General features: G+C 56.9%; 16 protein-coding genes. 11 read left to right on the top strand and 5 right to left on the bottom strand.

Going from position 1 to position 22,733, the window contains the following annotated elements; all coding sequences use genetic code 11:
- The first annotated feature begins 109 nt into the window (after window positions 1–109).
- Both KM934_RS02605 and KM934_RS02600 read left to right on the top strand, forming a co-directional pair.
- Window positions 110–1,255 carry a glycoside hydrolase family 88/105 protein gene (locus KM934_RS02605; RefSeq protein WP_215759060.1) on the top strand — a complete coding sequence of 382 codons (1,146 nt, stop codon included), beginning with the start codon at window positions 110–112 and terminating at the stop codon, window positions 1,253–1,255.
- Window positions 1,256–1,272: 17 nt separating this feature from the next.
- A complete protein-coding gene (locus KM934_RS02600) occupies window positions 1,273–4,533 on the top strand; it encodes a glycoside hydrolase family 2 TIM barrel-domain containing protein (RefSeq protein WP_215759059.1) in 3,261 nt (1,086 codons plus the stop codon).
- Between the two features lie 492 nt (window positions 4,534–5,025).
- Here the strand turns inward: KM934_RS02600 and KM934_RS02595 are convergent, their stop codons facing one another.
- Complete coding sequence (locus KM934_RS02595) at window positions 5,026–6,114, bottom strand: mannose-1-phosphate guanylyltransferase (protein ID WP_215759058.1); 1,089 nt, start codon at window positions 6,112–6,114, stop codon at window positions 5,026–5,028.
- 161 nt (window positions 6,115–6,275) lie between these two features.
- Here KM934_RS02595 and KM934_RS02590 point away from each other — a divergent pair, with 161 nt between their 5' ends.
- Window positions 6,276–7,094, top strand: coding sequence for a pyridoxamine kinase (locus KM934_RS02590; protein ID WP_215759057.1), 819 nt, complete (start codon window positions 6,276–6,278; stop codon window positions 7,092–7,094).
- Window positions 7,094–8,758: a putative transporter gene (locus tag KM934_RS02585; RefSeq protein WP_215759056.1), complete on the top strand. Its 1,665-nt coding sequence runs from the start codon at window positions 7,094–7,096 to the stop codon at window positions 8,756–8,758. Before KM934_RS02590 ends, KM934_RS02585 begins: the two co-directional genes overlap by 1 nt.
- Window positions 8,759–8,777: 19 nt before the next feature.
- Here the strand turns inward: KM934_RS02585 and KM934_RS02580 are convergent, their stop codons facing one another.
- Together KM934_RS02580 and KM934_RS02575 are read right to left on the bottom strand one after the other, a co-directional pair.
- Window positions 8,778–10,349 (bottom strand): RluA family pseudouridine synthase, encoded by a 1,572-nt coding sequence (locus KM934_RS02580; protein WP_215759055.1) that lies wholly within the window; start codon window positions 10,347–10,349, stop codon window positions 8,778–8,780.
- A 50-nt stretch (window positions 10,350–10,399) separates the two neighbouring features.
- A complete protein-coding gene (locus tag KM934_RS02575; protein ID WP_215759054.1) occupies window positions 10,400–12,061 on the bottom strand; it encodes a nucleoside kinase in 1,662 nt (553 codons plus the stop codon).
- A gap of 105 nt (window positions 12,062–12,166) precedes the next feature.
- Between KM934_RS02575 and KM934_RS02570 the strand changes: the two genes are divergently transcribed.
- Complete coding sequence (locus tag KM934_RS02570) at window positions 12,167–13,855, top strand: Na/Pi cotransporter family protein (RefSeq protein WP_215759053.1); 1,689 nt, start codon at window positions 12,167–12,169, stop codon at window positions 13,853–13,855.
- A 144-nt stretch (window positions 13,856–13,999) separates the two neighbouring features.
- Here the strand turns inward: KM934_RS02570 and KM934_RS02565 are convergent, their stop codons facing one another.
- Window positions 14,000–14,245, bottom strand: a complete 246-nt coding sequence (locus KM934_RS02565; protein WP_215759052.1) for a hypothetical protein — start codon at window positions 14,243–14,245, stop codon at window positions 14,000–14,002.
- A gap of 759 nt (window positions 14,246–15,004) precedes the next feature.
- Between KM934_RS02565 and KM934_RS02560 the strand changes: the two genes are divergently transcribed.
- From KM934_RS02560 to KM934_RS02535, 6 genes are all read left to right on the top strand, one after another.
- Entirely contained in the window at window positions 15,005–16,882 is a 1,878-nt protein-coding gene (locus tag KM934_RS02560) for a sulfatase-like hydrolase/transferase (protein WP_215759051.1), read from the top strand.
- Window positions 16,875–17,951, top strand: coding sequence for an acyltransferase family protein (locus KM934_RS02555; RefSeq protein ID WP_215759050.1), 1,077 nt, complete (start codon window positions 16,875–16,877; stop codon window positions 17,949–17,951). The genes KM934_RS02560 and KM934_RS02555 overlap by 8 nt, the downstream gene beginning before the upstream one ends.
- A 22-nt stretch (window positions 17,952–17,973) precedes the next feature.
- Window positions 17,974–18,975, top strand: coding sequence for an acyltransferase family protein (locus tag KM934_RS02550; RefSeq protein WP_215759049.1), 1,002 nt, complete (start codon window positions 17,974–17,976; stop codon window positions 18,973–18,975).
- Between the two features lie 103 nt (window positions 18,976–19,078).
- Window positions 19,079–20,038, top strand: coding sequence for a UbiA prenyltransferase family protein (locus KM934_RS02545; protein WP_252344861.1), 960 nt, complete (start codon window positions 19,079–19,081; stop codon window positions 20,036–20,038).
- Window positions 20,039–20,043: 5 nt separating this feature from the next.
- Window positions 20,044–20,682 (top strand): HAD family hydrolase, encoded by a 639-nt coding sequence (locus tag KM934_RS02540; RefSeq protein WP_252344860.1) that lies wholly within the window; start codon window positions 20,044–20,046, stop codon window positions 20,680–20,682.
- Entirely contained in the window at window positions 20,651–22,492 is a 1,842-nt protein-coding gene (locus KM934_RS02535; RefSeq protein WP_215759048.1) for a DUF6080 domain-containing protein, read from the top strand. Before KM934_RS02540 ends, KM934_RS02535 begins: the two co-directional genes overlap by 32 nt.
- Here the strand turns inward: KM934_RS02535 and KM934_RS02530 are convergent.
- Window positions 22,480–22,733 (bottom strand): hypothetical protein (locus KM934_RS02530; protein ID WP_215759047.1); only part of this gene is annotated, 254 nt, incomplete at its 5' end. The genes KM934_RS02535 and KM934_RS02530 overlap by 13 nt on opposite strands.

The following is a 22,733-nucleotide window of genomic DNA, read 5'->3' as shown; positions in this document are numbered from 1 at the left end:
CCTTTTACACTTTGGTGGGGCCAACAGGCCAACACCACGCTCCACGTTGGGCGCACGGCACGATAAGCCATTGAAGAGCAAAAACAACATACTGAAAACCCGCAAAAATATGAGAAAAATCATTCTGACGGCCTTTGTGGCCCTCGCAGCCCTCGGTGCGCAGGCCAAGGGTTGGACGCAAGAGCAAGTAGACGCGACCATTGTTAAGGTCAACAACTACTGGCAGCAGCACAACAAGGCCGAGGTGAGGTCCTTCTGGGACAACGCCGCCTACCACACAGGTAACATGGAGGCTTACAAGCTCCTGGGAAAGACCGAGTGGATCGACTACAGCACACGCTGGGCCGAGCACAACAAATGGATGGGAGCCACCGAGACCGATCCCGCCAAGTGGAAGTATCGCCACTATGGTGAGGGCCACCAGTTTGTGCTCTTCGGCGACTGGCAGATTTGTTTCCAAACCTACATCGACCTCTACTGGATAGCCAACGCCAAGGGGGCGTCGGCACGCAACGAGCGAATGGTGCAGCGCGCCAAGGAGGTGATGGGCTATGAGGCCTACTCCAAGCAGAACGACTACTGGTGGTGGGCCGACGCCCTCTACATGGTGATGCCCGTCATGACGAAGATGTACAAGCTCACCGGCGACCGCCAGTATCTCGACAAACTCTACGAGAACCTGCTCTACGCCGACAGCATCATGCTCGACGAGGAGACCGGCCTCTATTTCCGCGACGGCAAATACATCTATCCCAAGCACAAGACAGCCTCGGGCAAGAAGGATTTCTGGGCCCGTGGAGACGGATGGGTGCTGGCCGGACTGGCCAAGGTGTTGCAGGACATGCCCGCCGACTATGCCCATCGCGACTTCTTCGTGAAGAAATACCAGCGTCTGGCAACTGGTGTGCAGAAATTGCAGCAGAAGCAAGGCTACTGGACACGCTCCATGATGGACCCCACCTTCGCACCCGGTCCTGAGACCAGCGGCACCGCATTCTTCACCTATGGATTCCTCTGGGGCGTGAACAACGGACTGCTCGACGCCAAGCAGTATCGCAAAACCATCGACCGCGCATGGAAATACCTAACCGAAACGGCATTGCAGCCCGACGGAAAGGTGGGCTACGTGCAGCCCATCGGCGAGAAAGCCATTCCTGGACAGGTGGTCGACAAGAACTCGCAGGCCAATTTTGGCGTGGGCGCATTCCTGCTCGCTGCCTGCGAATACCATCGCTATTTAGACAAACAGAAATAACTTAAAACCATCGACTAATGAGAAAAGCATTAATCATCACCGCTATGGCTGCCATGGCACTCAGTGTGAGTGCAGCCAAGGTCAAGGTGAAGAAGGTCGCAGAGCCTGTGGAGCAGATGCCCACATGGACCGAATGGCACGACCTCCAGGTCAATGAGGTGAACCGTTATGGTCTCCGCACCAACTTCTTCGCCTATGAGAATGAACAAGCCGCACTCGCCGGAAACATGGAAAAGTCGGCCAACTATCTCTCGCTGGAGGGTACATGGAAATTCAAATGGGTGGCCGACGCCGACCAGCGCCCCACCGATTTCTATAAGGCCGACTACGACGACTCGGCTTGGAAGACCATGCAGGTGCCCGGCATCTGGGAGCTCAACGGCTACGGCGACCCCGAATATGTGAACGTGGGCTTCGGATGGAGATACATGTTCAATGGGGATGACTACTTCAAGGGTTTCAAGAAGGAGTATAAGGTAACCAACGACAGCCTGCCTGTGCCTATCACCGACAACCACGTGGGCAGCTATCGCCGCGTCATCGAGCTTCCCGCCAACTGGGATGGAAAGCAGGTGGTGGCCCACTTCGGTTCGGTTACATCCAACATCTACCTCTTCGTCAACGGGCATTATGCCGGTTACGCCGAGGACGGCAAGGTGGCTGCCGAGTTCGACATCACCAAGTTTGTGAAGCCCGGAAAGAACCTCATCGCCTTCCAGACCTTCCGTTGGTGCGACGGTTCGTGGGATGAGGACCAGGATTTCTGGCGCCTCTCGGGTGTGGCACGCAACTGCTACCTCTTCGCCAAGAACCCCGCCGTGCAGGTGAGCAACATCAAGATCACCCCCGATCTGCTCAACGACTACCAGGATGGTGAGCTCCTCATCAACGTGAACGTGAAGGGCAACCCTCTTATCGACTTCCAGCTCATCAACGCCAACAACCAGGTGGTGGGCAAGTCGTCGGGCAGCTTCCACAGCATGCTTACCGGTTCGGCACGCTTCACCGTGCGCAACGTGAAGAAATGGACCGCCGAGACACCTTATTTATATACGTTGCTCACCATCGTCAAGGACCGCAAGGGCAACGTGGTGGAGGTAATCCCGCAGAAGGTGGGCTTCCGCAAGATTGAGATCAAGAACAGTCAGTTGCTCGTCAACGGTCAGCCCGTGCTCATCAAGGGCGCCGACCGTCATGAGATGGATCCCGATGGCGGCTACGTCGTTACACGCGAGCGCATGATTCAGGACATCAAGATCATGAAGCGCCTGAACATCAACGCCGTCAGAACCTGCCACTATCCCGACGATCCCGTGTGGTACGACCTCTGCGACGAGTATGGCCTTTACATCACGGCTGAGGCCAACCAGGAGAGCCACGGCTTCCAGTATGGTCAAAACTCGCCCGTCGTTACGAAGCTCTTTGCCAAGCAGATCATGGAGCGCAACCAGCACAACGTGGAGACCTACTACAACCATCCGTCGGTGATTGTGTGGAGCTTGGGTAACGAGACCGACAACAGCCAGAACTTCGTGGACGCGTACAACTGGATCAAGGGTCAGGACAAGAGCCGCCCCGTGCAGTATGAGCGTGGACTCTGGGGCCATGGCGACGACTCGGACATCTATTGCCCGATGTATATGTCGCACGATGGATGTGAGAAGTATGCGAAGAACGACGCCAACAAGCGCCCGCTCATCCAGTGTGAGTATAACCACACCATGGGTAACTCGAGCGGTGGATTCCTCGAGTATTGGGATCTCATCCGCAAGTATCCGAAGTACCAGGGTGGATACATCTGGGATTTCGTAGACCAGGCACTCCATCGCACACCCAACTTCAAGGCTTCGCGCACATTGGCCGACTATGAGGCCATCTCGGCCAAGTATGAGGCTGGATCGGGCAACATGTCGCCCATCTACACCTACGGTGGCGATTACAACAAGAAAGACGCTTCCGACAACAACTTCAACTGCAATGGCGTCATTGGTCCCGACCGCCAGCTCAACCCCCATGCCTACGAGATTGCTTACGTTCACCAGAACATCTGGGCCGAGGCAGTGGACCTTGCCAAGGGACAGGTGTCGGTCTACAACGAGTATTTCTTCCGCGACCTGAGCAATTACGAGCTCGTTTGGACGCTCATGAAGGACGGAAAGGCCATCGAGAACGGCAAGGTGGCACAGCTCAACGTCAAGCCACAGCAGAAGGTTACGCTCACATTGCCTTACAATGTGCCCGCCGAGGGCGAGGTGATGCTCAACATCGAGTTCCGCTTGAAGACCGCCGAGCCTCTCATGGACAAGGGACAGGTGGTGGCTTACCGCCAGTTCGCCGTGCGCGAGGCTAAGCCCGCAACCATACAGCAGCCCACACAGCAGGCTAAGCTGAAGGTGAAGGACGACAAGAAGGGTGGCGTCATCAGCGTAGAGGTGAAGGATCAGATGAGCGTTGTGTTCGACAAGACCACTGGCTTGCTGAAGACTTACAACGTGGCTGGCAAGGACCTGCTGCCCCAGGGTGGCACGCTTCGCCCCAACTTCTGGCGCGCCGTGACCGACAACGATATGGGTGCCGGCCTGCAAAGCCGCTTCAAGGCTTGGCGCTACCCCATCATGAACCTCACCGCCATCTCGGCTGCGAAGGTGGGTAAGGTGGGCGCTCGCGTGGTGGCCGTGTACGACATGCCCGACGTGAAGGCTACGCTCACCATCACCTACGACATTGATGGCGAGGGCGCCATGACCGTTCAGCAGCAGATGAAGACCACTCCCGACGCCAAGGTGAGCAACCTGCTGCGTTTCGGAATGGTGATGGATCTCGACTATAACATGGATAAGAGCGAGTTCTACGGCCGTGGCCCCATCGAGAACTACATCGACCGCAAGGCCAGCCAGAACATTGGCATCTATAAGCAGACCGCCGACCAGCAGTTCTACCCCTTCATCCGTCCGCAGGAAACAGGCACCAAGAGCGACATCCGCTGGTGGAAGCAGACCACGGCCGAGGGCTTGGGCTTCTGCATTACGGCCGTTAACAATTACTTCGACGCTTGCGCTCTCCACTATAACATTAGCGATCTCGACGAGGGCGACCAGAAGGCCCAGCGCCATTCACCCGAGGTGCCCAAGAGCAAGTACACCGAGCTCAGCATCAACCTGGCACACTTTGGCTTGGGTGGCGAAAACAGTTGGGGCTCATGGCCGTTGCAGCAGCATCGCCTGTCTTATCAGGACATGACCTTCACCTTCCATCTCACACCGCTGGGCGTGAAGTAAGACGAACCCTCGCATGAGCTGAGGCAAGTCGATTGCTATCGCGCGACGCGCTAAGTTCATACGGAATCATATCTCAATCCTTGTGGATAGATGGCCTACGGGCTATCCCATCCGCAAGGATTTTTGTTTTGTCGGCTTATGAGAGTGGAAATGGTAAACCCAAATCGGCATTAGATTTTAATTCTTGTTAGCGTTTGTTTCGAGCAGGTTGCGACAGGCGCGGTGAAGCCATAGCGGGCTATGGCGAAACGCGACTGGAAGCAAGATGCCGAAAGAAACGCTGACAAGAGTTGAAAAGAAGCTATAAGATCCTAACCATTCACCTGTTTCGGTCTAATGACCGATTTGGGGTAAAACACACCAAGCGCCCTGCAAAGGCAAAAGTATCTAATGGGTTATGTTCCAATACTTTTGCTCTTGCAGGGCGCTTGCTTATTGATCGCTATACGCCGCAGGGCGTTCCTTTGCCTCCAGGGGGAGGGAAGGTAATGGTTAGACGAAGTCCTCGCCCTTTTTCATCTGTGTCTCGTTCACGTATTTGCGGACGAGGTCGGATGAGTCTTCTTTCTTGCAGATGAGCAGCACGTTGTCTTTCTCGGCCACGATGAAGTCCTCAAGGCCGTAGATGACACCCAGTCGGCCCTTGGGCAACTTGATGATGTTGCCGTGGCAGTTGTCGAGAATCACGTCGGAGTCGATCACTACGTTGTTCTCGTTGTTCTTCGGCAAGGCCTCGTAGATGCCGTGCCATGTGCCGACGTCGGCCCATCCAAACTCGCATTTCATCACACTCACATGGTCTGACTTTTCCAGGATTCCCATGTCGACCGACAGGTTGGGATAGGCCGTGAAGTGTTCCTGCATGTAATTTTCCTCTTCCTGAACGCTGGCGTGGACGTTTATCTCGTCGAGGCTGCGCAGAACGGGCGGCAGGAAGCGGGAGAACTCTTCGCGAAGGTGGTTGACGTTGGAGAGGAACAGCCCCGTGTTCCAATAGAATTCGCCACTGTCCATAAACATCTTGGCAAACTCCCGGTCGGGCTTCTCGGTGAACGACTTCACCTTATACACATATTTCTCCTGCGGGTCGCCCATCTGGATGTATCCGTATCCAGGCTCGGGGCGCGTGGGTTTCACACCCATCGTGAGGAAACTGTTGTTGGCTGCCACGAAGGCCAGGCCCTCGAGCACGTTCTTTTTGAACGCCTCCTCGTTGAAGATGATCTGGTCGGAGGGGACGGCAATCATGCAGGCGTCGGAGTCGATGTGCGAGATGCGGTGGTTGGCCCAGGCTATGCTGGGCGCGGTGTTGCGGTGAATGGGCTCGGCCATGATACGCTCGCGCGACACATCAGGCAGTTGCTGCGTAACAAGGTCGAGGTATTCGACATTCGTGTTCACAAATATGTGGCTGGGATCAACAATCTTAGCCATCCTGTCGTAGGTCTGCTGCAACTGCGTGCGGCCCGTGCCGAAAAAGTCGATGAACTGCTTAGGGAACATCTCGCGGCTCCAGGGCCATAGGCGGCGTCCCTTGCCGCCAGCAAGGATGAGACAATAGTTATGATCAACAGGTGTCATGGGCAATGTATAGATTAAGTATTCTACAATGCGAAGTTACAATAATTAAACGACAAGACCATCGCCTTTAGTATTTATTTAGACCACTTTTTAATATTTTTACCAATCCATTCTTGTCACCCGTTTCTTTTTGCTAACTTTGCACTCGTAATTAATCAACCATGACAAAGAAGCAAATACTCCTAATAAACGACATTTGCGGATATGGCAAGGTGGCCACGGCGGCCATGTTACCCATCCTTTCTTATTTAGGACATTCCACCTACAACTTGCCGACCGCTATTGTGTCGAACACGCTCGACTATGGCAAGTTTAATATTCTCGACACCACCGACTATATCCAAGGTGTCTTTCCGGTGTGGAAGGAGCTTGGCTTCCATTACGACGCCATCGCCACAGGCTTCATCGCCTCTGAGCGCCAGGCGCGCATTGTGTCGCAATACTGCCGTGAGCAGGCCGCCTCTGGCACCACCATCTATGTGGACCCCATCATGGGCGACGAGGGAAAGCTCTACAATGGCGTGACACCCGCCGCCATCCAGAGCATGCGCGAGATGATTGCCGTGGCCGACCTCATCTACCCCAATCACACCGAGGCTTGCTACCTCACCGACCATGAGTATCACGCTGAGGGCGTGACGCAGGCCGAGGCCGACGCTTTGGTGGACGGATTGCGCGCCATCGGAACCCGCTCGGTGCTCATCACCTCGATTGTGGTCGACGGACAGCCAAGCGTGGTGGGCTACAACCACCTGACCAACGAGCGCTTTGCGCTGCCCTATACCGAGATACCCGTACATTTCCCCGGCACGGGCGATATCTTCTCGGCCGTGCTCATCGGCCATCTGCTCGATGGCGACGAGATCCAAAAGGCCACGCGTCAGGCCATGGACGCTGTGTACAAACTGATTGACCTCAACAAAACCAACGAAGATAAGAACCGCGGCATTCCGCTTGAAAAATACTTAAGCATTCTCTAATGAACTGGTTACAATCGCTTTTCTCTACCCACTCGGCTACCGGGTCGGTCATTATCATCTCTCTGATCATTGCCGTTGGCATGGGCTTAGGCAAGATGAAGGTGAGAGGAGTATCGCTGGGCGTGGCTTTTGTGTTCTTCATTGGCATCTTGGCGGGCCACATCGGCCTGTCGGTCGACCCTACCGTGCTCGACTATGCCGAGACCTTTGGCCTCTCCATGTTTGTTTATTGCTTGGGCCTACACGTAGGTCCCAACATCTTTGGCTCGTTGCGCCACGAGGGCATGGCTCTCAACTTGTGGAGCCTCTGCATCGTGGTCGTGGGCACGGTGTTCGCCCTGGCCTTGGTGCCCTTTACCGGCATCAGCCTTCCCGACATGGTGGGCTTGCTCTGTGGAGCCACCACCAACACGCCGGCGCTGGGTGCGGCCACGCAGGCCTTGGACATCCTTGGCAAGCCTTCCGATAGCGTGGCGCTGGCCACGGCTGTCACTTACCCGCTCGGTGTGGTGGGTGTCATACTTGCCATGATGTTCATCCGCAAGTGCTTTGTGAAGCCCTGCGACTTGGAGTCGAAGCCTCTTACCGACGACGACCACACCTACATCGCGCAGTTTATCGCCATGAACCCGGCCATTGCCGACAAGTCGATCGTGCAAATCGCGGAGATGACCCACCTCAAGTTCATCATCTCGCGCATCTGGCGCAATGGGCAGGTCATCGTGCCTGTGGCCAACACGGTCATCAAGATGGGCGACTCGTTGCTCGTGGTGACCTCCAAGGAGGACGAGGACACCATGGTGGTGCTTTTCGGTAAGCAGGTGGAGAAAGACTGGAACGGCGAGCAGATCGATTGGAACGCCATCGACTCGAACGTGGAGAGTCGCGTTTGTGTGGTGACCCGCCGCGCGCTCAATGGCCGCCACTTAGGGCAGCTCCAGTTGCGCCACACCTATGGCGTCAACGTGAGCCGTGTGCTGCGTGGCGACATCAAGCTTCTGGCCAGCGACGACCTGCGCTTGCAGTATGGCGATCGTGTCACGGTGGTGGGACGCCACGATGCGGTCGACAACGCGGAGCACTTCTTCGGCAACTCGGTGAAGACGTTGGAGAAACCCAATATCGGAAGCATCTTCTTAGGTATCGTGCTGGGCTTGTTGCTCGGAGCCATCCCCGTGAACCTTCCAGGCATGGAGTCGCCCATCCGATTGGGCATCGCCGGTGGTCCCATCATCATGGGCATCATCGTCGGAGCGTTAGGGCCGCGCATGCATTTCATCTCCTATACCACCCGGTCGGCCTCGCTCATGCTCCGCAGCTTGGGTCTGGCCCTCTATTTGGCCTGCCTCGGCTTGGTGGCCGGTAAGGACTTCTTCGCCACCGTGGTGCGCCCCGAGGGCTTGCTTTGGGTGGGTATCGGCTTGCTCATCACGGTCGTCCCCACCATCGTGGTGGGCGTCATCGCGTTGCATAAGCACAAGTATGATTTCGGCACGGTGTGTGGCATCATGTGCGGCAGCATGGCCAACCCGATGGCCTTGGGCTACGCCAACGACACGCTGAAGGGCGACACGGCCAGCATCAGCTATGCGTCGGTTTATCCCATGGGCATGTTTGTCAGGGTGGTGATCGCCCAGTTGCTCATCATGTTCTTGGCCAATTAGCCTACCTTTGCGGCCTAAGCTAAAATGGAGCCTTGGCCGTAAAGGTAACCATCTTGCCCGTCGAGGGATGGCGAAAACTGATCTGCTCGGCGTGGAGATATAGTCGGTCGGCCTTCATGCCATAGAGCTCATCGCCCAAGATGGGGTTGCCGAGGCCCGATGGGTGGGCGCAATGAAGGCGCAACTGGTGGGTTCGACCCGTGAGTGGGTAGAGGTGCACGCGCCTGTGGCCCACTTGCTCATAATCCGACACCGCCTCTCGTCCGTACACCTCGTCGACCACCTGTCGCGGACGGTCGTCGAGGTCGGGGCGCAAGGGCAACGCCACCCGTCCCGAGGGTGTGTCGAGGTCGCGGCTAAGCACCGCCACGTAGCGCTTGCGCACTTCGTGGCGTGCAAACTGCGCTTGCAGGTCGAGGTAAGCCTCCATGGTTTTCGTGATGATTAGGAGGCCGCTCGTGGCCATGTCGAGCCGATGCACGATGAGCGGACAGGCCGCTTGCGGATAACGTTGGCGCATGATTTGTTCCACGCTCTCGCGCCCACTCTTGCCTGGCACGCTGAGCATGCCGGCCGGCTTCATCACCACGCACAACGCCTCGTCCTCGTAAATGATCTCCAATTGATGGTTTGTGGGCTGCTCCAAGGGGTTAGGCTCTACGTCGAGCCCCTGCATCATCCATCGCAGGATAGGCTTGCACCGTTTGTTGCAAGCCGGGTAGTATTGTCCCTCGTGGCGCACCTCCTGCCTCGGGCTCTCGCCCCACCACATCATGGCCATGCTGATAGGTCGCAGGCCGTGGTCGTAGGCGTATTGCAAGAGCTTGGGTTCGCAACACTCGCCGCTTCCGCTGGGCGGCACCGATCCGAATATTTGCAGCAAGTCGCGCCGCTCTCCGCGTGCGTTCGCCATCACGAAATGTGAGAAGAGCCAATGCTGTAGGTTGTCGCTTTTTTGTCGCCGCAACCGCTTGAGCCTCAAAACACGGTTCTCCTCCTCTTGCCTTTGTTGTTGCCATTGGGCCGTCCTCGCCTTGTGGCGCACCTTCCATCGGTGCAGCTCGGCGTTCTCAAACTGTCGCCTCCTGATGTATTCCTCATCCGTCTCGCCCTCCTTCTTCCCCTTGGGAAAGGTGGGTCGCGGGTCGCCCTCATCGGTGTTGGTCTCCTCGTGGCAGACGTGCCTCAGTTCGTCCTCCCTGCACTCAATCTCGTGGTTGAGCTCCACAATCTCCGCCTCGTGGCGCTTGAAATGGCCGTCGGGCTGCAGATAGTCGAACACGGCCGGCACAAACAGGGGCCAATCGCTCCGCCCACACACCTGTCCGCTGTAGCCGGCGAGGTAGCCCACGGCGCCGTCGGCCTTGCGCTCCACCACCAACACGCCAAACATCTTGCCCCTTGCGGCCTCCTCACGGAAGGGCGCCGTGGCGGGAGTGGGTGCGAACCGCTGGTCGGCGCCTTGCAGCCACGCCACCAGTTGGCCCATCGCCTCGCGGCAAAGGGGATGGGGCTCATAGTAGAAAGGATTGTTGAATTGTTGGGGCAACGCGCCCCACGCTTGTAGGTGATGGAACAAAGAGTGTGTCATACGATAGGAGAGGGCGACGTTACCATTCGTCGCCCTCCATGAAATGGTTGCTAATACTTGAAAGAACTGCCGCCCAGGAACTCGCGCAAGAGGCTGGTGGGCGGTATGTCGCGGTTGGGAATGGGGCGGAGATATTTCAGAAACTTACGCAATCGGTAAGCCTCCGAATACTCCTCGCAGTTCTCCGGCACCTGCTCGAGCAAGGGCTCCGCCTGCTGCTTGATCACGGCCAACTCGAAGAGCATGGCCGAGTTGAACACCGCGTCGGCGTTCTCCTGATAGGGGAAGATCCATTTGTTCTCGCCCGCCCTCACCGACGGCCATCGGTGTATGGAGTCTTGCGCGTTGACGCCCCGGTACTTGTAGTCGCGTATGATGCGTCGCAACAGTCGGTTGTCGGTCGTGGGGATGTAGTTGTGGTCGTCGAGGAGAATCGTGGTCAGGGCCGACACATACACGCGGAACTTCTGCCCCTCGGGTATCTGCTCCGTCAGCACGGGGTTCAGGGCGTGTATGCCCTCCACCACCAGTACGTTGTCGTCGGCCATCTTCAGCTTCTTGCCGCTTTTCTCGCTGGTTCCCGTTTGGAAGTTATACTTGGGCAGCTCCACCTCCTCGCCTCGGAAGAGGGCGTTAAACTGGTCGTTGATGAGTTTCAGGTTGAGCGCATACACACTCTCGTAGTCATACTCCCCATTCTCGTCCTTGGGCGTGAGGTGTCGGTCCACAAAGTAGTCGTCGAGCGAAATCTGCAACGGTTTAATGCCGTTGGCGAGCAACTGTATCGACAGCCGCTTGCACGTGGTGGTCTTTCCCGACGACGACGGCCCGGCGAGCAATATGAGCTTCACGCCCTTCCGGTTGGCAATCTCGTCGGCGATGCGCGCAATCTTCTTCTCCTGCAGGGCCTCCGACACGTTGATGAGCTCTGTGGCTTTCCCCTCGCTCACCATCTCGTTGAAGTCGCCAATGGTGCGAACGCCCATGATGTCCTGCCAGCGGTGGTGCTCCTTGAATATCTCGAACATCTTGTCCTGGTGCGTCATCTCGGGCAGCACGCCCGGGTTTTTCAGGTCGGGAATGCGCAGCAGCAGTCCGTCGAAATATTTTTCCAACCCGAAGAGGTAGAGCTTCGACGTGTTGGTGAGCAGCGAGCCGTAGTAGTAGTCCACATAATCGTCGATCTGGTAATAGAGAGTGTAGAGCGCCCCCGACGACCTGAGCAACTTGGCCTTGGCGCAATCGCCCTTGTCCTCAAACATCTTCACGGCCTCGTCGGTGGGCACCTCAAAGCGCCTCACGGGCATCTTGGCGTCGATGATCTCCTGCATGCGTTTCCTGATGCGCTCCGTGTCCTCGAGGCTCACGGCGCGCCCTATGTACAGGTCCACGTAGTAGCCATTGCTCACAGGAATGTCGATGACCACGCGGCTGCCCGGATAGAGGTCGTGCACGGCCTTCGAAAGCACGAAGAAGAGGGTGCGCGTGTAGCACCTCGACCCCGATCCGCTGGTCATGTCGAGAAACTCCACATCCTTGTTGTGGTAGAGGCGGAAATTCATGCCCTCCACCTTATTGTTAACCTTCGCGGCGATGGGGCCGTAGGGCATTTCTAAATTTAATTCGCTAAAAACATCAGAAAGTGTGCTTCCGATGGCTACCTTTTTAGTTTTTTTATTATTTTTGCAACGGATTTGAATTACTTGTTTCATCTTGATGACATTTTAAGTGACCGTGTGTTGCTTGTGAAATCGGTTGTAAATGTAGTCATTTTCCCCTTAATCCCCAAGATATCGCGCAACAAATTATGTGAAAATATGTGGATTCTACTATTAAAAATCGTTGGAGCCTTGGCCCTTCTTATCTATGGTATGAAGGTAATGAGCGAGGCTCTGCAGAAGTTGGCAGGACCCCAGCTTCGCCATGTGCTTAGTGCCATGACCACCAACCGCGTATCGGGAGTGCTCACGGGTATGTTTACAACCGTCGCCGTACAGTCGTCGACCGCCACCACCGTGATGACCGTCTCGTTCGTCAACGCCGGATTGCTCACCCTTGTCCAAGCCATCTCGGTCATCATGGGCGCCAACATCGGCACCACGCTGACGGCCTGGATCATGTCGGCCGGCTTCTCGTTTAAGATAAGCAATTTCGTGTGGCCCGTGTTCCTCATCGGATTGCTGCTTATCTATTCTAAGAAACGCCGTTACATAGGCGATTTTCTCTTTGGTATATCCTTTATGTTCTTGGCCCTGACCACCCTCGGCGAGTCGCAGGTGCCACCCGAGGAGATGGGCGCCCTGCAGGCCTTCTTCGCCAGCTTCGACCCCAATAGCTTCGCCACCATCCTGTTGTTCCTGTTCTTTGGCACCATCCTGACGTGCATCTTGCAGAGTTCTGCGGCGCTCATGGCCATCACCATGATGCTCTGCACGCAGGCCAACCTGCCCATTTACCTCGGCATCGCGCTGGTTATGGGCGAGAACATCGGCACCACGCTCACGGCCAACCTCGTGGCGCTCACGGCCAACACCGAGGCGCGCCGCGCCGCCTTCGGCCACCTGTTCTTCAATGTGGTGGGCGTCATCTGGGTGCTCGCAGTGTTCCGCCACTTCGTCAACATGGCGTGCGGACTCGTGGGCTTCGACCCCACCAACCCCGCGCTCACGCATACCCCCACACAGCTCACCTTTTCGTTGGCTGCCTTCCACACCTGTTTCAACATCTGCAACACCGTCCTGCTCCTGCCCTTCGTGAAGCAAGTGGCACGCGTGTGCTGCTGGGTATGGAAACCCAAGCCCAACAAGGACGAGGACGATTTCCGTCTGCGTTTCATCTCTTCGGGTATCATGAAGACGCCCGAGCTCTCTGTGCTTGAGGCGCAGAAGGAGATCCAGAGCTTCGCCGAGCGCATCCACCGCATGTTTGGCATGGTGCGCGAACTGCTGGGTGAGAAGGACGACGACAAGTTTGTGAAGCTCTACACGCGCATCGAGAAGTATGAGGGCATCTCCGACAATATGGAGGTGGAGATCGCCAAGTATCTCGACAACGTATCGAACGCCCACCTCTCCGACGAGACGAAGGAGAAGGTGCGCGCCATGCTCCGCGAGATCTCCGAGATCGAGAGCATTGGCGACAGCAACTACAATCTCGCACGCACCATCAGCCGGTTGAAGAACAGCAAGGAGGGATTCTCCGAGACGCAGTATGAGCACATCCACCAGATGTTCGAACTTACCGACGACGCCCTGTCGCAGATGTCGGTCATGCTCAAGGGCCACCGCGACGAGCTCGACGCCAACCGCTCTTTCAATGTGGAGAACGAGATCAACAACTACCGCAACCAGCTCCGCAACCAGAACATCGCCGACGTCAACGACCACCAATACTCCTATACCGTGGGCACCATGTATATGGATATCATCCAGGAGTGTGAGCGCCTGGGCGACTTCGTCGTCAACGTGGTCGAGGCGCGCATGGGTGTTCGCCAGAACCCCGCATAACCGCTCTCCACGAGTAGCGCGTGCCACCATCAGCCCCATCCCCCTAACGAAAGGTAGGAGGGGAAAAATTAAGTCAAGCGAAATGGGCTGGGAAAGCCCAACAATCTCCTTATCCCAGGGCAGACGCCCTGCGATGGATAACGATCAATAAGCAAGCGCCCTGCAAGGCGAAGTATTGAGCCATAGCTCGTTATGCTTTTGCCTTTGCAGGGCGCTTTGTGTGTGTTTGCCATCCGTCCATCCGTTCGTGGCGGGGCTTACGGCAGGGCTTTCAGGCGCATGAGCGCCTCGAGGTAGTTGGCCCAGTTCTATCAGGGCGTCGGCCACCACACACGCCGCGCCGCGCCACACCCTTTGCAGAAGGGATGTCAGGGTTGTTGTTGTTTTCATGCTGTGGGTTGGTTGTTTCTTGTTTCCGAATCTCTGGTCCTCATCCCCAGTCGGGAGCCATGAGCCATGCAGCCGCCCAGAAGGCTTGCCACAAGGCGAGGAGCTGCGCACGAAGCGCGCGTAGAACGAACGACCGTCGGAGGTTCGTCAACTATTTATAAATAGGTGAAGGGCAAACCTACGTCGCCCCGTTTCTATGATATACGCCGCGAAGACGCAAAACACTCAACGCATGCGGAATAAAAAACAATGGGGAGGAAAGAACGGGGAGGGGACGCAAGCGTTGCGTGAGGAAAAAGCGTAACAATCTATAGCAAGAACTACACATTTCTTTTCCACGACGGAAATATTTGGCTGAAATAAGCGATTCTCAGCGTATTTTTGCAATCTGTTGATATTAAGCGTGTTAGAAACGGAGCGTAGCTTTTGTTACTCCAAATTCCGCATTTTGCATTGCAAAACATGGCCTTTCGCATTGCGAAACATGGTCTTTCGCAGTGCAGAACATGCCAAACCGAGATGCGAAAGATGCCCATCCGCAACTCGATACATGCCCATTCGCAAGTGCTGCTCTTATTTTAGGGTGTTCGATTCCTTAAAAATGGCTTTGGGGTTCTCTGGAAGCCCCACAAAGTCTCATCATTTTTTTTCAGAACAATCCCTACACTTTTTTCACTAAGGTGTTGAAAGATTTGCTTCAATGGCAATTATTTCTTATTTTTGCACCCTAAAGAAGGGTTCTGTTATAAACGGAAGAATATGATAATGATGAGACGAATAGCCCGCAGCTTGTTGCGTCCGATCGTGGAGAACGGCGCATTTTTCTTTGCGATGTATGTTCTTGGCGTTCTTTGCGCCGTGCTTACGTTGCCCCATTGGCGTGGCGCCCACCTTTACGACCACTTGTTTTCCGAGCTTTTCCTCGATGTTTACGTAACCTGCGTGTTGCTCACGCTGCTCCCCCGCAAGGTGCGCCTGTGGGTCCGCCGCGCGCTCTACGTGGTGCTCTACGCCGTGGGCATGGTGGATGTGTATTGCTTTTGGAAGTTTGGCTCCACGCTGACCCCTACGATGCTTCTTCTTGTAGGCGAGACCGACGCCCGCGAGGCGAGCGAGTTTTTCCACGCCTACCTCACACCTGAGGTGTTCTTCTCGCCTGTGGGGTGGCTGCTGGTGCTGGCCGTGGCCCATGCCCTGTGGGCGGGCCGTTGGCGCATGTGGCGGCTGGCCAACCGCGCCAGCTTGGAGCGTTGGCGCGCCTGGGAGGCTCGTGAGCTGCGCACCCCCCGCATGGTGCGCGCGCAGGGCGTGTGCGCCGTGGTGGTGGCCCTGCTGTTAGGCGTGAGCGTGGCGCAGAGCTACCACAACAAGGTAGGCATGACCCAACTGATGACCGCCCATAGCGTGGGCGCCGTGGAGCACCTGCTGACCCAGAAAGATTGTGGCAACATGTATCTGCCCATCTATCGCCTCGTGTTCAGTTGGAACAGCAACCGCCTGGCCGACAAGCAGGTAACCCAATGCATAGAGGCCGCCAAGAGGGTGACGGTGGACAGCTGCTCGTTTCGCTCCCCCACGATTGTGCTCATCATTGGCGAGAGCTACGCCAAGCACCACTCGCAGCAGTATGGCTACGGCCTGAAGACCACGCCGCGCCAGGTGCGCCGCGAGGCGAGCGGACGGCTCACAAAGTTTAGCGACGTGGTGACCTGCTGGAACCTGACGAGCTTCGTGTTTAAGAACATCCTCTCGATGCATGTGGTGGGCGAGAAGGGCGAGTGGTGCGACTACCCCCTGTTTCCCGAGCTGTTCCGCAAGGCCGGCTACCGCGTGACGTTCCTCACCAACCAGTTTTTGCCCAAGGCGAAGGATGCCGTTTACGACTTCTCGGGCGGCTTCTTCCTCAACAACCCCACGCTCAGCGAGGCCCAGTTTAGCCTGCGCAACGACAAGACTCACCGCTTCGACGACGGGCTCATCGCCGACTACGACCGCTTGCTGGGTGACGGCAAGATCAAGCTCAAGGGCGACTCGGCCCACAACCTCATCATCTTCCACCTCATAGGCCAGCACGTGAACTACCGCACCCGCTGCCCCAACAACCGCCGCGTGTTTGGCCCCGAGGCCTACAAGGAGCGCCGCCCCGACCTCAACGACCGCCAGCGCCGCATCATGGCCGACTACGACAACGCCGTGATCTACAACGACTCGGTGGTGGACGCCATCGTGCGCAAGTTTGAGAACCAAGACGCCATCGTGATCTACATGCCCGACCACGGCGAGGAGTGCTACGAGCCCGGCCGCGGCTTCATCTGCCGCAACCACAGCGCCCGGGTCGACTGGCCGTTGGCCCACTACGAGTTTGAGATACCCTTCTGGATCTACTGCTCGCGCCGCTACGCCCGCCGCCACCCCGACGTGGTGCGCGCCGTGAAGGCCGCGAAAGACAAGCCCTTCATGACCGACGCCCTGCCCCACATGCTGGTGTGGCTGGCCGGCATCGGCTCGAAAGACTACCGCGACAGCTACAACCTGCTCTCGCCCGACTATGACGCGCGGCGCCCCAGGATATTAAAGAACAGCGCCGACTACGACGAGCTACGCCGCGGCGCGCAAACCCACAACACCCATGAATGAACCCTTGCTCACCCGTGCGGAGTGTGCCGCCCTTCGCGGCCTGGCCATCATCGGCATTTTCCTCCACAACTACTGCCATTGGCTCGGTCCGGTGGTGAAGGAGAACGAATACACGTTCTCGCAACACAACGTAGACTGGCTGACGGCCGTCATGGCGTCGCCCGACGGGCTGCTGCCCGCCCACCTCGTGTCGTTCTTCGGCCACTATGGCGTGCCCGTGTTTCTCTTCCTCAGCGCCTACGGCCTGGAGCTTAAGTATGGCCGCTCGCTGTATGCCCCCGCTTTCCGCTTTGTGGCGTACCATTGGAAGAAGTTGTTCAGCATGATGATCGTGGGCTTCGTGAGCTTCACCATCGTCGACGCCATGACCCCCGGCCGCTGGCACTACACCCTGACGCAGGTGGTGGCGCAGCTGGCCATGGTGAACAACCTGCTGCCCGACCCCGACCATAACATCTGGCCCGGGCCGTTCTGGTTCTTCGGCCTCATGCTGCAGCTCTACGTCGTGTACCGCCTGCTGCTCTACAAGCGCCACTGGGCGTGGACCGTGGGTGCCATGGTGGTGTGCCTGGGCGTGCAGCTGGCCTTCGCCCCCGAGAGCGAGGCGCTCAACTGGTACCGCTACAACTTCATGGGCGGTATGCTGCCCTTCGGCCTCGGACTGCTCTACGCCCGCTACGGCAACCGCATCATCCTGACGAACCTCAACACGCTGAGCCTGCTGGTGAGCGTGGTGTTCTGCGGGTTCATGGTGATGTGGATGAGCGCCAGCTACCTGCTGTGGTCGGTCGTGCCGCTGGTGGTGTGCATCCTCTGCGTGTATGTGGTGAAGCTCCTGTCGCAAGCCGCCCGTCGCCCCGTGGGCGCCTGGCTGATGGAGAGGCTGGTGTGGATGGGCGAGATCTCCGCTGCCCTCTTTGTGATACATCCCGTCCTGCGCAAGGTGTTCATACCCATTTCGCGTCACGGCGACATCTATACCGGACTGCTGCTCTACGCCATTGCCGCCATCGGCGCGGCCTGGCTCATACGCCTCGTGATGACGAAGATACCCAAGCCACAGATGTAACACCACGAAACATCAACCGACCATGAGAATACCCGACATCGAACTGCAAAACATCAGTCGTTACCGCGGCGAGCTGATGGGCGCCGCCATGCTCTTCATCATGCTCTTCCATGTGGAGCTGGCACGCTCCGACCTGTTCTTTGGCTTGCGCCGCATGGGTAACATCGGCGTGGATATGTTTCTCTTCCTCAGTGGCGTGGGACTGTGGTTCTCGTGGATGAAGAACCCCTCCTACAGGCATTTCTACACACGACGACTGGTGCGCATCTACCCCACGTGGCTCATCGTGGCGTGCCTCTACTACATACCCCGCCTGCCGGTGCACGACCTGCGGTCGGGCGTGAACCTGGTGATGGAGATAGCCATCAACTGGAACTTCTGGTTGCACGATGAGCTCAACTTCTGGTACATTCCAGCCATCATGGCCCTTTACCTCTTCGCCCCGCCCTACATGGCCCTCATCCGCAAGCATCCCGTGTACCGGTGGCTGCCGGTGGTGATGATCATGTGGTGCATCCTTGTGCAATGGGTGACCCCCATCCACCATGCCGTGGGCCACTTGGAGATCTTTTGGAGCCGCGTGCCCATCTTCTTCATTGGCGTGAACATGGGCGAGAGCGTGCGGCAGAAGCGCACCATCGACGGCCAAGGCATCTGGATGCTGTGGATCATGTTTGTGATGGCGCTGACCGCAAGCATCTTCCTTGAGCAGGAGCGGCACGGACGGTTCCCCCTGTTCATAGAGCGCATGCTCTACATACCGCTCACCGTGACCGCCATACTGCTGCTCAACCGCGTGTTCCGACGCCTGCCGCAATGGCTCAACCGCCAGGTTGCCCTCGTGGGCGCCCTAAGCCTGGAGTGTTACCTCATCCACATCCACTTCGTGCTCAACAAGTTGCCCCACGACTGGACCTACTGGCCGAAGTTCTTCGCCTGCCTGGCGATCACCCTTCCGCTGGCATGGGCCCTGAGCAAAGGCGTGGCATGGCTCACCCGTAGGCTGCTCGGCCGTTGGGCGTAGCCGCAAAAAGGCGACCGAAAACCCAGACAGAACAGATAAAAATTGCTATATTTGCACCCTCAATTTATCGTACCCCAACATGACTGAACCACATTTTCGCCCCATGACAAAAGTGGGAATGCTGAAATCGCTGATACGGCTGATACGCCCCTCCCAATGGATCAAGAACCTCTTTGTGTTCGCCCCCGTGCTGTTTGGAGGCGCCCTGCTCGACACACGGGCGCTGCTGGCAGGCTTGGTGGCCTTCCTCGCGTTTTGCTTCGCTGCATCGAGCATATATTGTTTCAACGACATTCATGACGTGGCCGACGACCGTCGCCACCCCGAGAAATGCCAGCGGCCCATAGCCAGCGGAGCCATCAGCGTGGCGCAAGCCTACGGCGTGATGGCTGTGATGATAGCGCTGGGCGTGGCCGTGACGTTCCTATTGCCCCTCATCGGGCCCATGGCACCCACCGACGGGTTGGCCATCGACATGCCCACCGTGCCCGAATGGGGCGGCGTGAGTGCCACACTCTTCGTGGTGGTGTTCTACTGGTTGCTCAACCTGGCCTATTGCGTGAAGCTCAAGCAATACGCCATCATCGACGTGTGCATCGTGGCCTTCGGCTTTGTGCTGCGCATGTTGGCGGGAGGCGGGGCGGCAGGCATCGAGCTCAGCCATTGGATCGTGCTCATGGCGTTCCTCATAACCCTCTTCATGGGATTTGCCAAGCGGCGCGACGATGTGCTGCAAATGGAGCAGACGGGCGAGGCGCCAAGGAAGAACACCGTGAGATACAACGCCACGTTCATGGACCAGGCACTCACCATCACCGCATCGGTGACGTTGGTGTGTTACATCATGTACACCGTCAGTCCGGAGGTGATGGATCGGTTCCAGACAAACAAGCTCTACCTCACAAGCATCTTCGTGCTCGTGGGACTGTTGAGATACATGCAGGTGGCCGTGGTCGACAAGCGGAGCGGCAACCCCACGAAGGTGGTGCTGCGCGACCGATTCATACAGTTGGATGTCGTGGCGTGGATCGTTACGTTCATCCTGATTATCTATGTGGGGTGAACCCAATGACCATAACCCTTGAACCCAACGCAAAGATGACCACACAGCCACACACACTATATGTGTTCGACTTCGACGGGACGCTCACCACGAGCGACACGCTCATCGAGTTTATCCGCTACGCCAACGGCACCTGGAGCCTCGTGGGAAGCCTATTCCTGATGTTGCCCAAGCTGCTGATGATGAAATTGCACCTGCGCGACAACGGCCTGACGAAGGAGGAACTCTTCGCACGCCACTTCAAGGGCATGACGATAGAGGCCTTCGACGAGGTGTGCCAACGGTTTGCTGCCCACCACCAAGCGTTGCTCCGACCCAAGGGAGTGGCCACCCTGAGGCGCGCCATGGAACAAGGCGCACGCGTGTTGGTGGTCAGCGCGAGTGTGGACAATTGGGTGGCGCCCTTCTTCCCAGGCGTCGACGTGCAGGGAACGCAGGTTGAGGTGACCGACGGGCGGCTGACCGGGCGCTTCCTGACACGCAACTGCTATGGGCAGGAGAAGGTGAACAGACTGAAACAGGCGGTTCCCGAACTGAAGAACAACCGCCAACAATATTATATAGTAGCCTTCGGCGATAGTCGGGGTGACAAAGAAATGTTAGAATTTGCTGATGAACGACATTACAAACCCTTCCGGAAATAAGCGCGAGCGTTGGGGAGAAATCCTGCGATTTGCCATAGTCGGCACAACGGCCGTGGCCATACAGTATGCGGTCTACTTGGTGATGATACACCTTGCCCACACAGGGGTGAACGTGGCCAACACCATGGCATACCTCGTTAGCTTCTTGTTCAATTTCGTTGCCTCCACACGTTACACGTTCAAGGTGAAGGCAACAGCGGGGCGTGGATTGGCTTTCGCCTTCTGCCACGTGGTAAACTACCTGTTGCAACTGCTCATGCTCAACCTGTTTGTGGAGTGGGGCGTGGGAAAAACGTGGGCGCCGCTGCCCATGTTCGCCGTCTGCGTGCCCGTCAACTTCCTCCTGGTGCGCTACTTCCTGAAGCAAGAGCGCTTGCAAAACCCATTCTACATCTTCCGCATCAAGCGTGAGGAGCGATGGGTGGCCATAGGGTCGCTCCTCTATGGCGTGCTGGCCAATATGCTGGTGATTTGCGCCTATTGGCTCGACCTCAGTCAGATCACCGACAACTACCGCAAGGTGGTGATACGCGTGTTCCACATATCGGGCTACGACCCCATCAGTTACCTGGTGCTCACCAACTGGAGCGCTGGCTACAACATCTACCGCCACCCGCTCTTGGCCTTCTTTATGTGGATTCCCTGCCAGATCAACCAAGGACTGATGGCCCTCACGGGTGTGAACTGCGACATGGCGGTGATGGCCGTCATCCTCACGTTCTGCTGCGTGTATAGCGCCGTGTTCCTCTTCCGTATCTTGCGAGAGATCATCGGATTGGCGCAAACCGACGCCACCCTGCTCACCGCTTTGCTTTTCTCCTTCGGCTATACGATGGTGGTGACGAGCGTCCCCGACCATTTCTGCCTGTCGATGTTCATGCTCATCCTCACGCTTTATGTGGCGGGAAAGAAGATGAACGCCAAACACATGTACACCAAATGGCAGACCGTGCTCTTCTTTATCATCACAGCAGGCATATCGCTCAACAATGGCATTAAGGTGTTCTTGGCCAACCTCTTCGTCAACGGCAAGAAGTTTTGGAAGCCCTCCAACCTCTTGCTGGCGGTCATCGTGCCGTCGGCTGTGATATGGATCGCGGCACGATGGGAGTGGAAAACGTTAGAGCGACCCAACTACATAGCGCGGCAAATGCAAAAGAAGGTCAAGGCCGAGCACGACAAGGAGAAAATCTACAAGGCCTTTTGCGACACCACGAAGCTAACCGACAGCACCCAGATTGCCAAGGCCGTGGACGGCATCATCAAGAAAAAGATACGTGCCAAGTATATCCGCGACCATAAGAAGGCGTGGAACCTCCATAAGGGAAAGCCCATCGACAAGTCGGAGTTTGGGTCGTGGACAGATATCTCGACGCCGCGCGACTCCTCGCTGGTGGAGAACATCTTCGGCGAACCCATACAGCTCCATCAGGATTATGTGCTGAAAGACGTGCTCGTCAACCGACCTGTCCTCGTGCAATACCGATGGGTTTGGAACTACGTGGTTGAGGGAGTGGTCGCCTTGTTGTTCCTGGTGGGAATATGGTGTGGAAGGAAGAGTCGCTACATGTGGCTCGTCATGTCGTTCTTCGGCTTCGACATGTTTATCCATTTCGTGCTGGGCTTCGGCCTCAATGAGGTCTACATCATGTCGCCCCATTGGCTGTTTGCCATCCCCATCGCCATGGCTTACCTGGCGCAACGTGTGGAAACGACGCGCCTGAGGGTGCCCTTGCGTGTGCTGACGCTCCTGCTCACCCTCTACCTCTTGGTGTGGAACGCCGTGCTCTACATAGACTACATGCTTTGATAGATAGCCAGTCGTAAGCCATGAAGGCAGGAACCATTGGGCTTAAAGGTAAAATTCTTTAGATTTGAAACCATAAATGGCAAGCCGTGAAGGCTGGAAGGGTTGGACAAGAAGCCGTAAATCGTTAGGCAGGAAAATGGAAAAGACCTGTCGGTTGTGGTCATATGGCCATATCCGACAGGTCTTTTCGTTGCGTCTTGCTTAATGCTTCGTTGCGTCTTGCTTAATGCTTCGTTGCGTC

This window comes from Hallella faecis (assembly GCF_018789675.1).
Lineage (GTDB): Bacteria > Bacteroidota > Bacteroidia > Bacteroidales > Bacteroidaceae > Prevotella > Prevotella faecis.
Note: the sequence above shows the minus strand (reverse complement) of the source record. Positions and strands in the feature narration are given on the sequence as shown.

Bases quoted from the DNA above. Each gene is read 5' to 3' on its own strand.
- KM934_RS02570 (WP_215759053.1), top strand. From the start codon at position 12,167: ATGTGGATTCTACTATTAAAAATCGTTGGAGCCTTGGCCCTTCTTATC.
- KM934_RS02560 (WP_215759051.1), top strand. From the start codon at position 15,005: ATGATAATGATGAGACGAATAGCCCGCAGCTTGTTGCGTCCGATCGTG.
- KM934_RS02555 (WP_215759050.1), top strand. From the start codon at position 16,875: ATGAATGAACCCTTGCTCACCCGTGCGGAGTGTGCCGCCCTTCGCGGC.
- KM934_RS02595 (WP_215759058.1), bottom strand. From the start codon at position 6,114: ATGACACCTGTTGATCATAACTATTGTCTCATCCTTGCTGGCGGCAAG.
- KM934_RS02600 (WP_215759059.1), top strand. From the start codon at position 1,273: ATGAGAAAAGCATTAATCATCACCGCTATGGCTGCCATGGCACTCAGT.
- KM934_RS02590 (WP_215759057.1), top strand. From the start codon at position 6,276: ATGACAAAGAAGCAAATACTCCTAATAAACGACATTTGCGGATATGGC.
- KM934_RS02550 (WP_215759049.1), top strand. From the start codon at position 17,974: ATGAGAATACCCGACATCGAACTGCAAAACATCAGTCGTTACCGCGGC.
- KM934_RS02575 (WP_215759054.1), bottom strand. From the start codon at position 12,061: ATGAAACAAGTAATTCAAATCCGTTGCAAAAATAATAAAAAAACTAAA.
- KM934_RS02605 (WP_215759060.1), top strand. From the start codon at position 110: ATGAGAAAAATCATTCTGACGGCCTTTGTGGCCCTCGCAGCCCTCGGT.
- KM934_RS02535 (WP_215759048.1), top strand. From the start codon at position 20,651: ATGAACGACATTACAAACCCTTCCGGAAATAAGCGCGAGCGTTGGGGA.
- KM934_RS02585 (WP_215759056.1), top strand. From the start codon at position 7,094: ATGAACTGGTTACAATCGCTTTTCTCTACCCACTCGGCTACCGGGTCG.
- KM934_RS02565 (WP_215759052.1), bottom strand. From the start codon at position 14,245: ATGAAAACAACAACAACCCTGACATCCCTTCTGCAAAGGGTGTGGCGC.
- KM934_RS02540 (WP_252344860.1), top strand. From the start codon at position 20,044: ATGACCATAACCCTTGAACCCAACGCAAAGATGACCACACAGCCACAC.
- KM934_RS02580 (WP_215759055.1), bottom strand. From the start codon at position 10,349: ATGACACACTCTTTGTTCCATCACCTACAAGCGTGGGGCGCGTTGCCC.
- KM934_RS02545 (WP_252344861.1), top strand. From the start codon at position 19,079: ATGACAAAAGTGGGAATGCTGAAATCGCTGATACGGCTGATACGCCCC.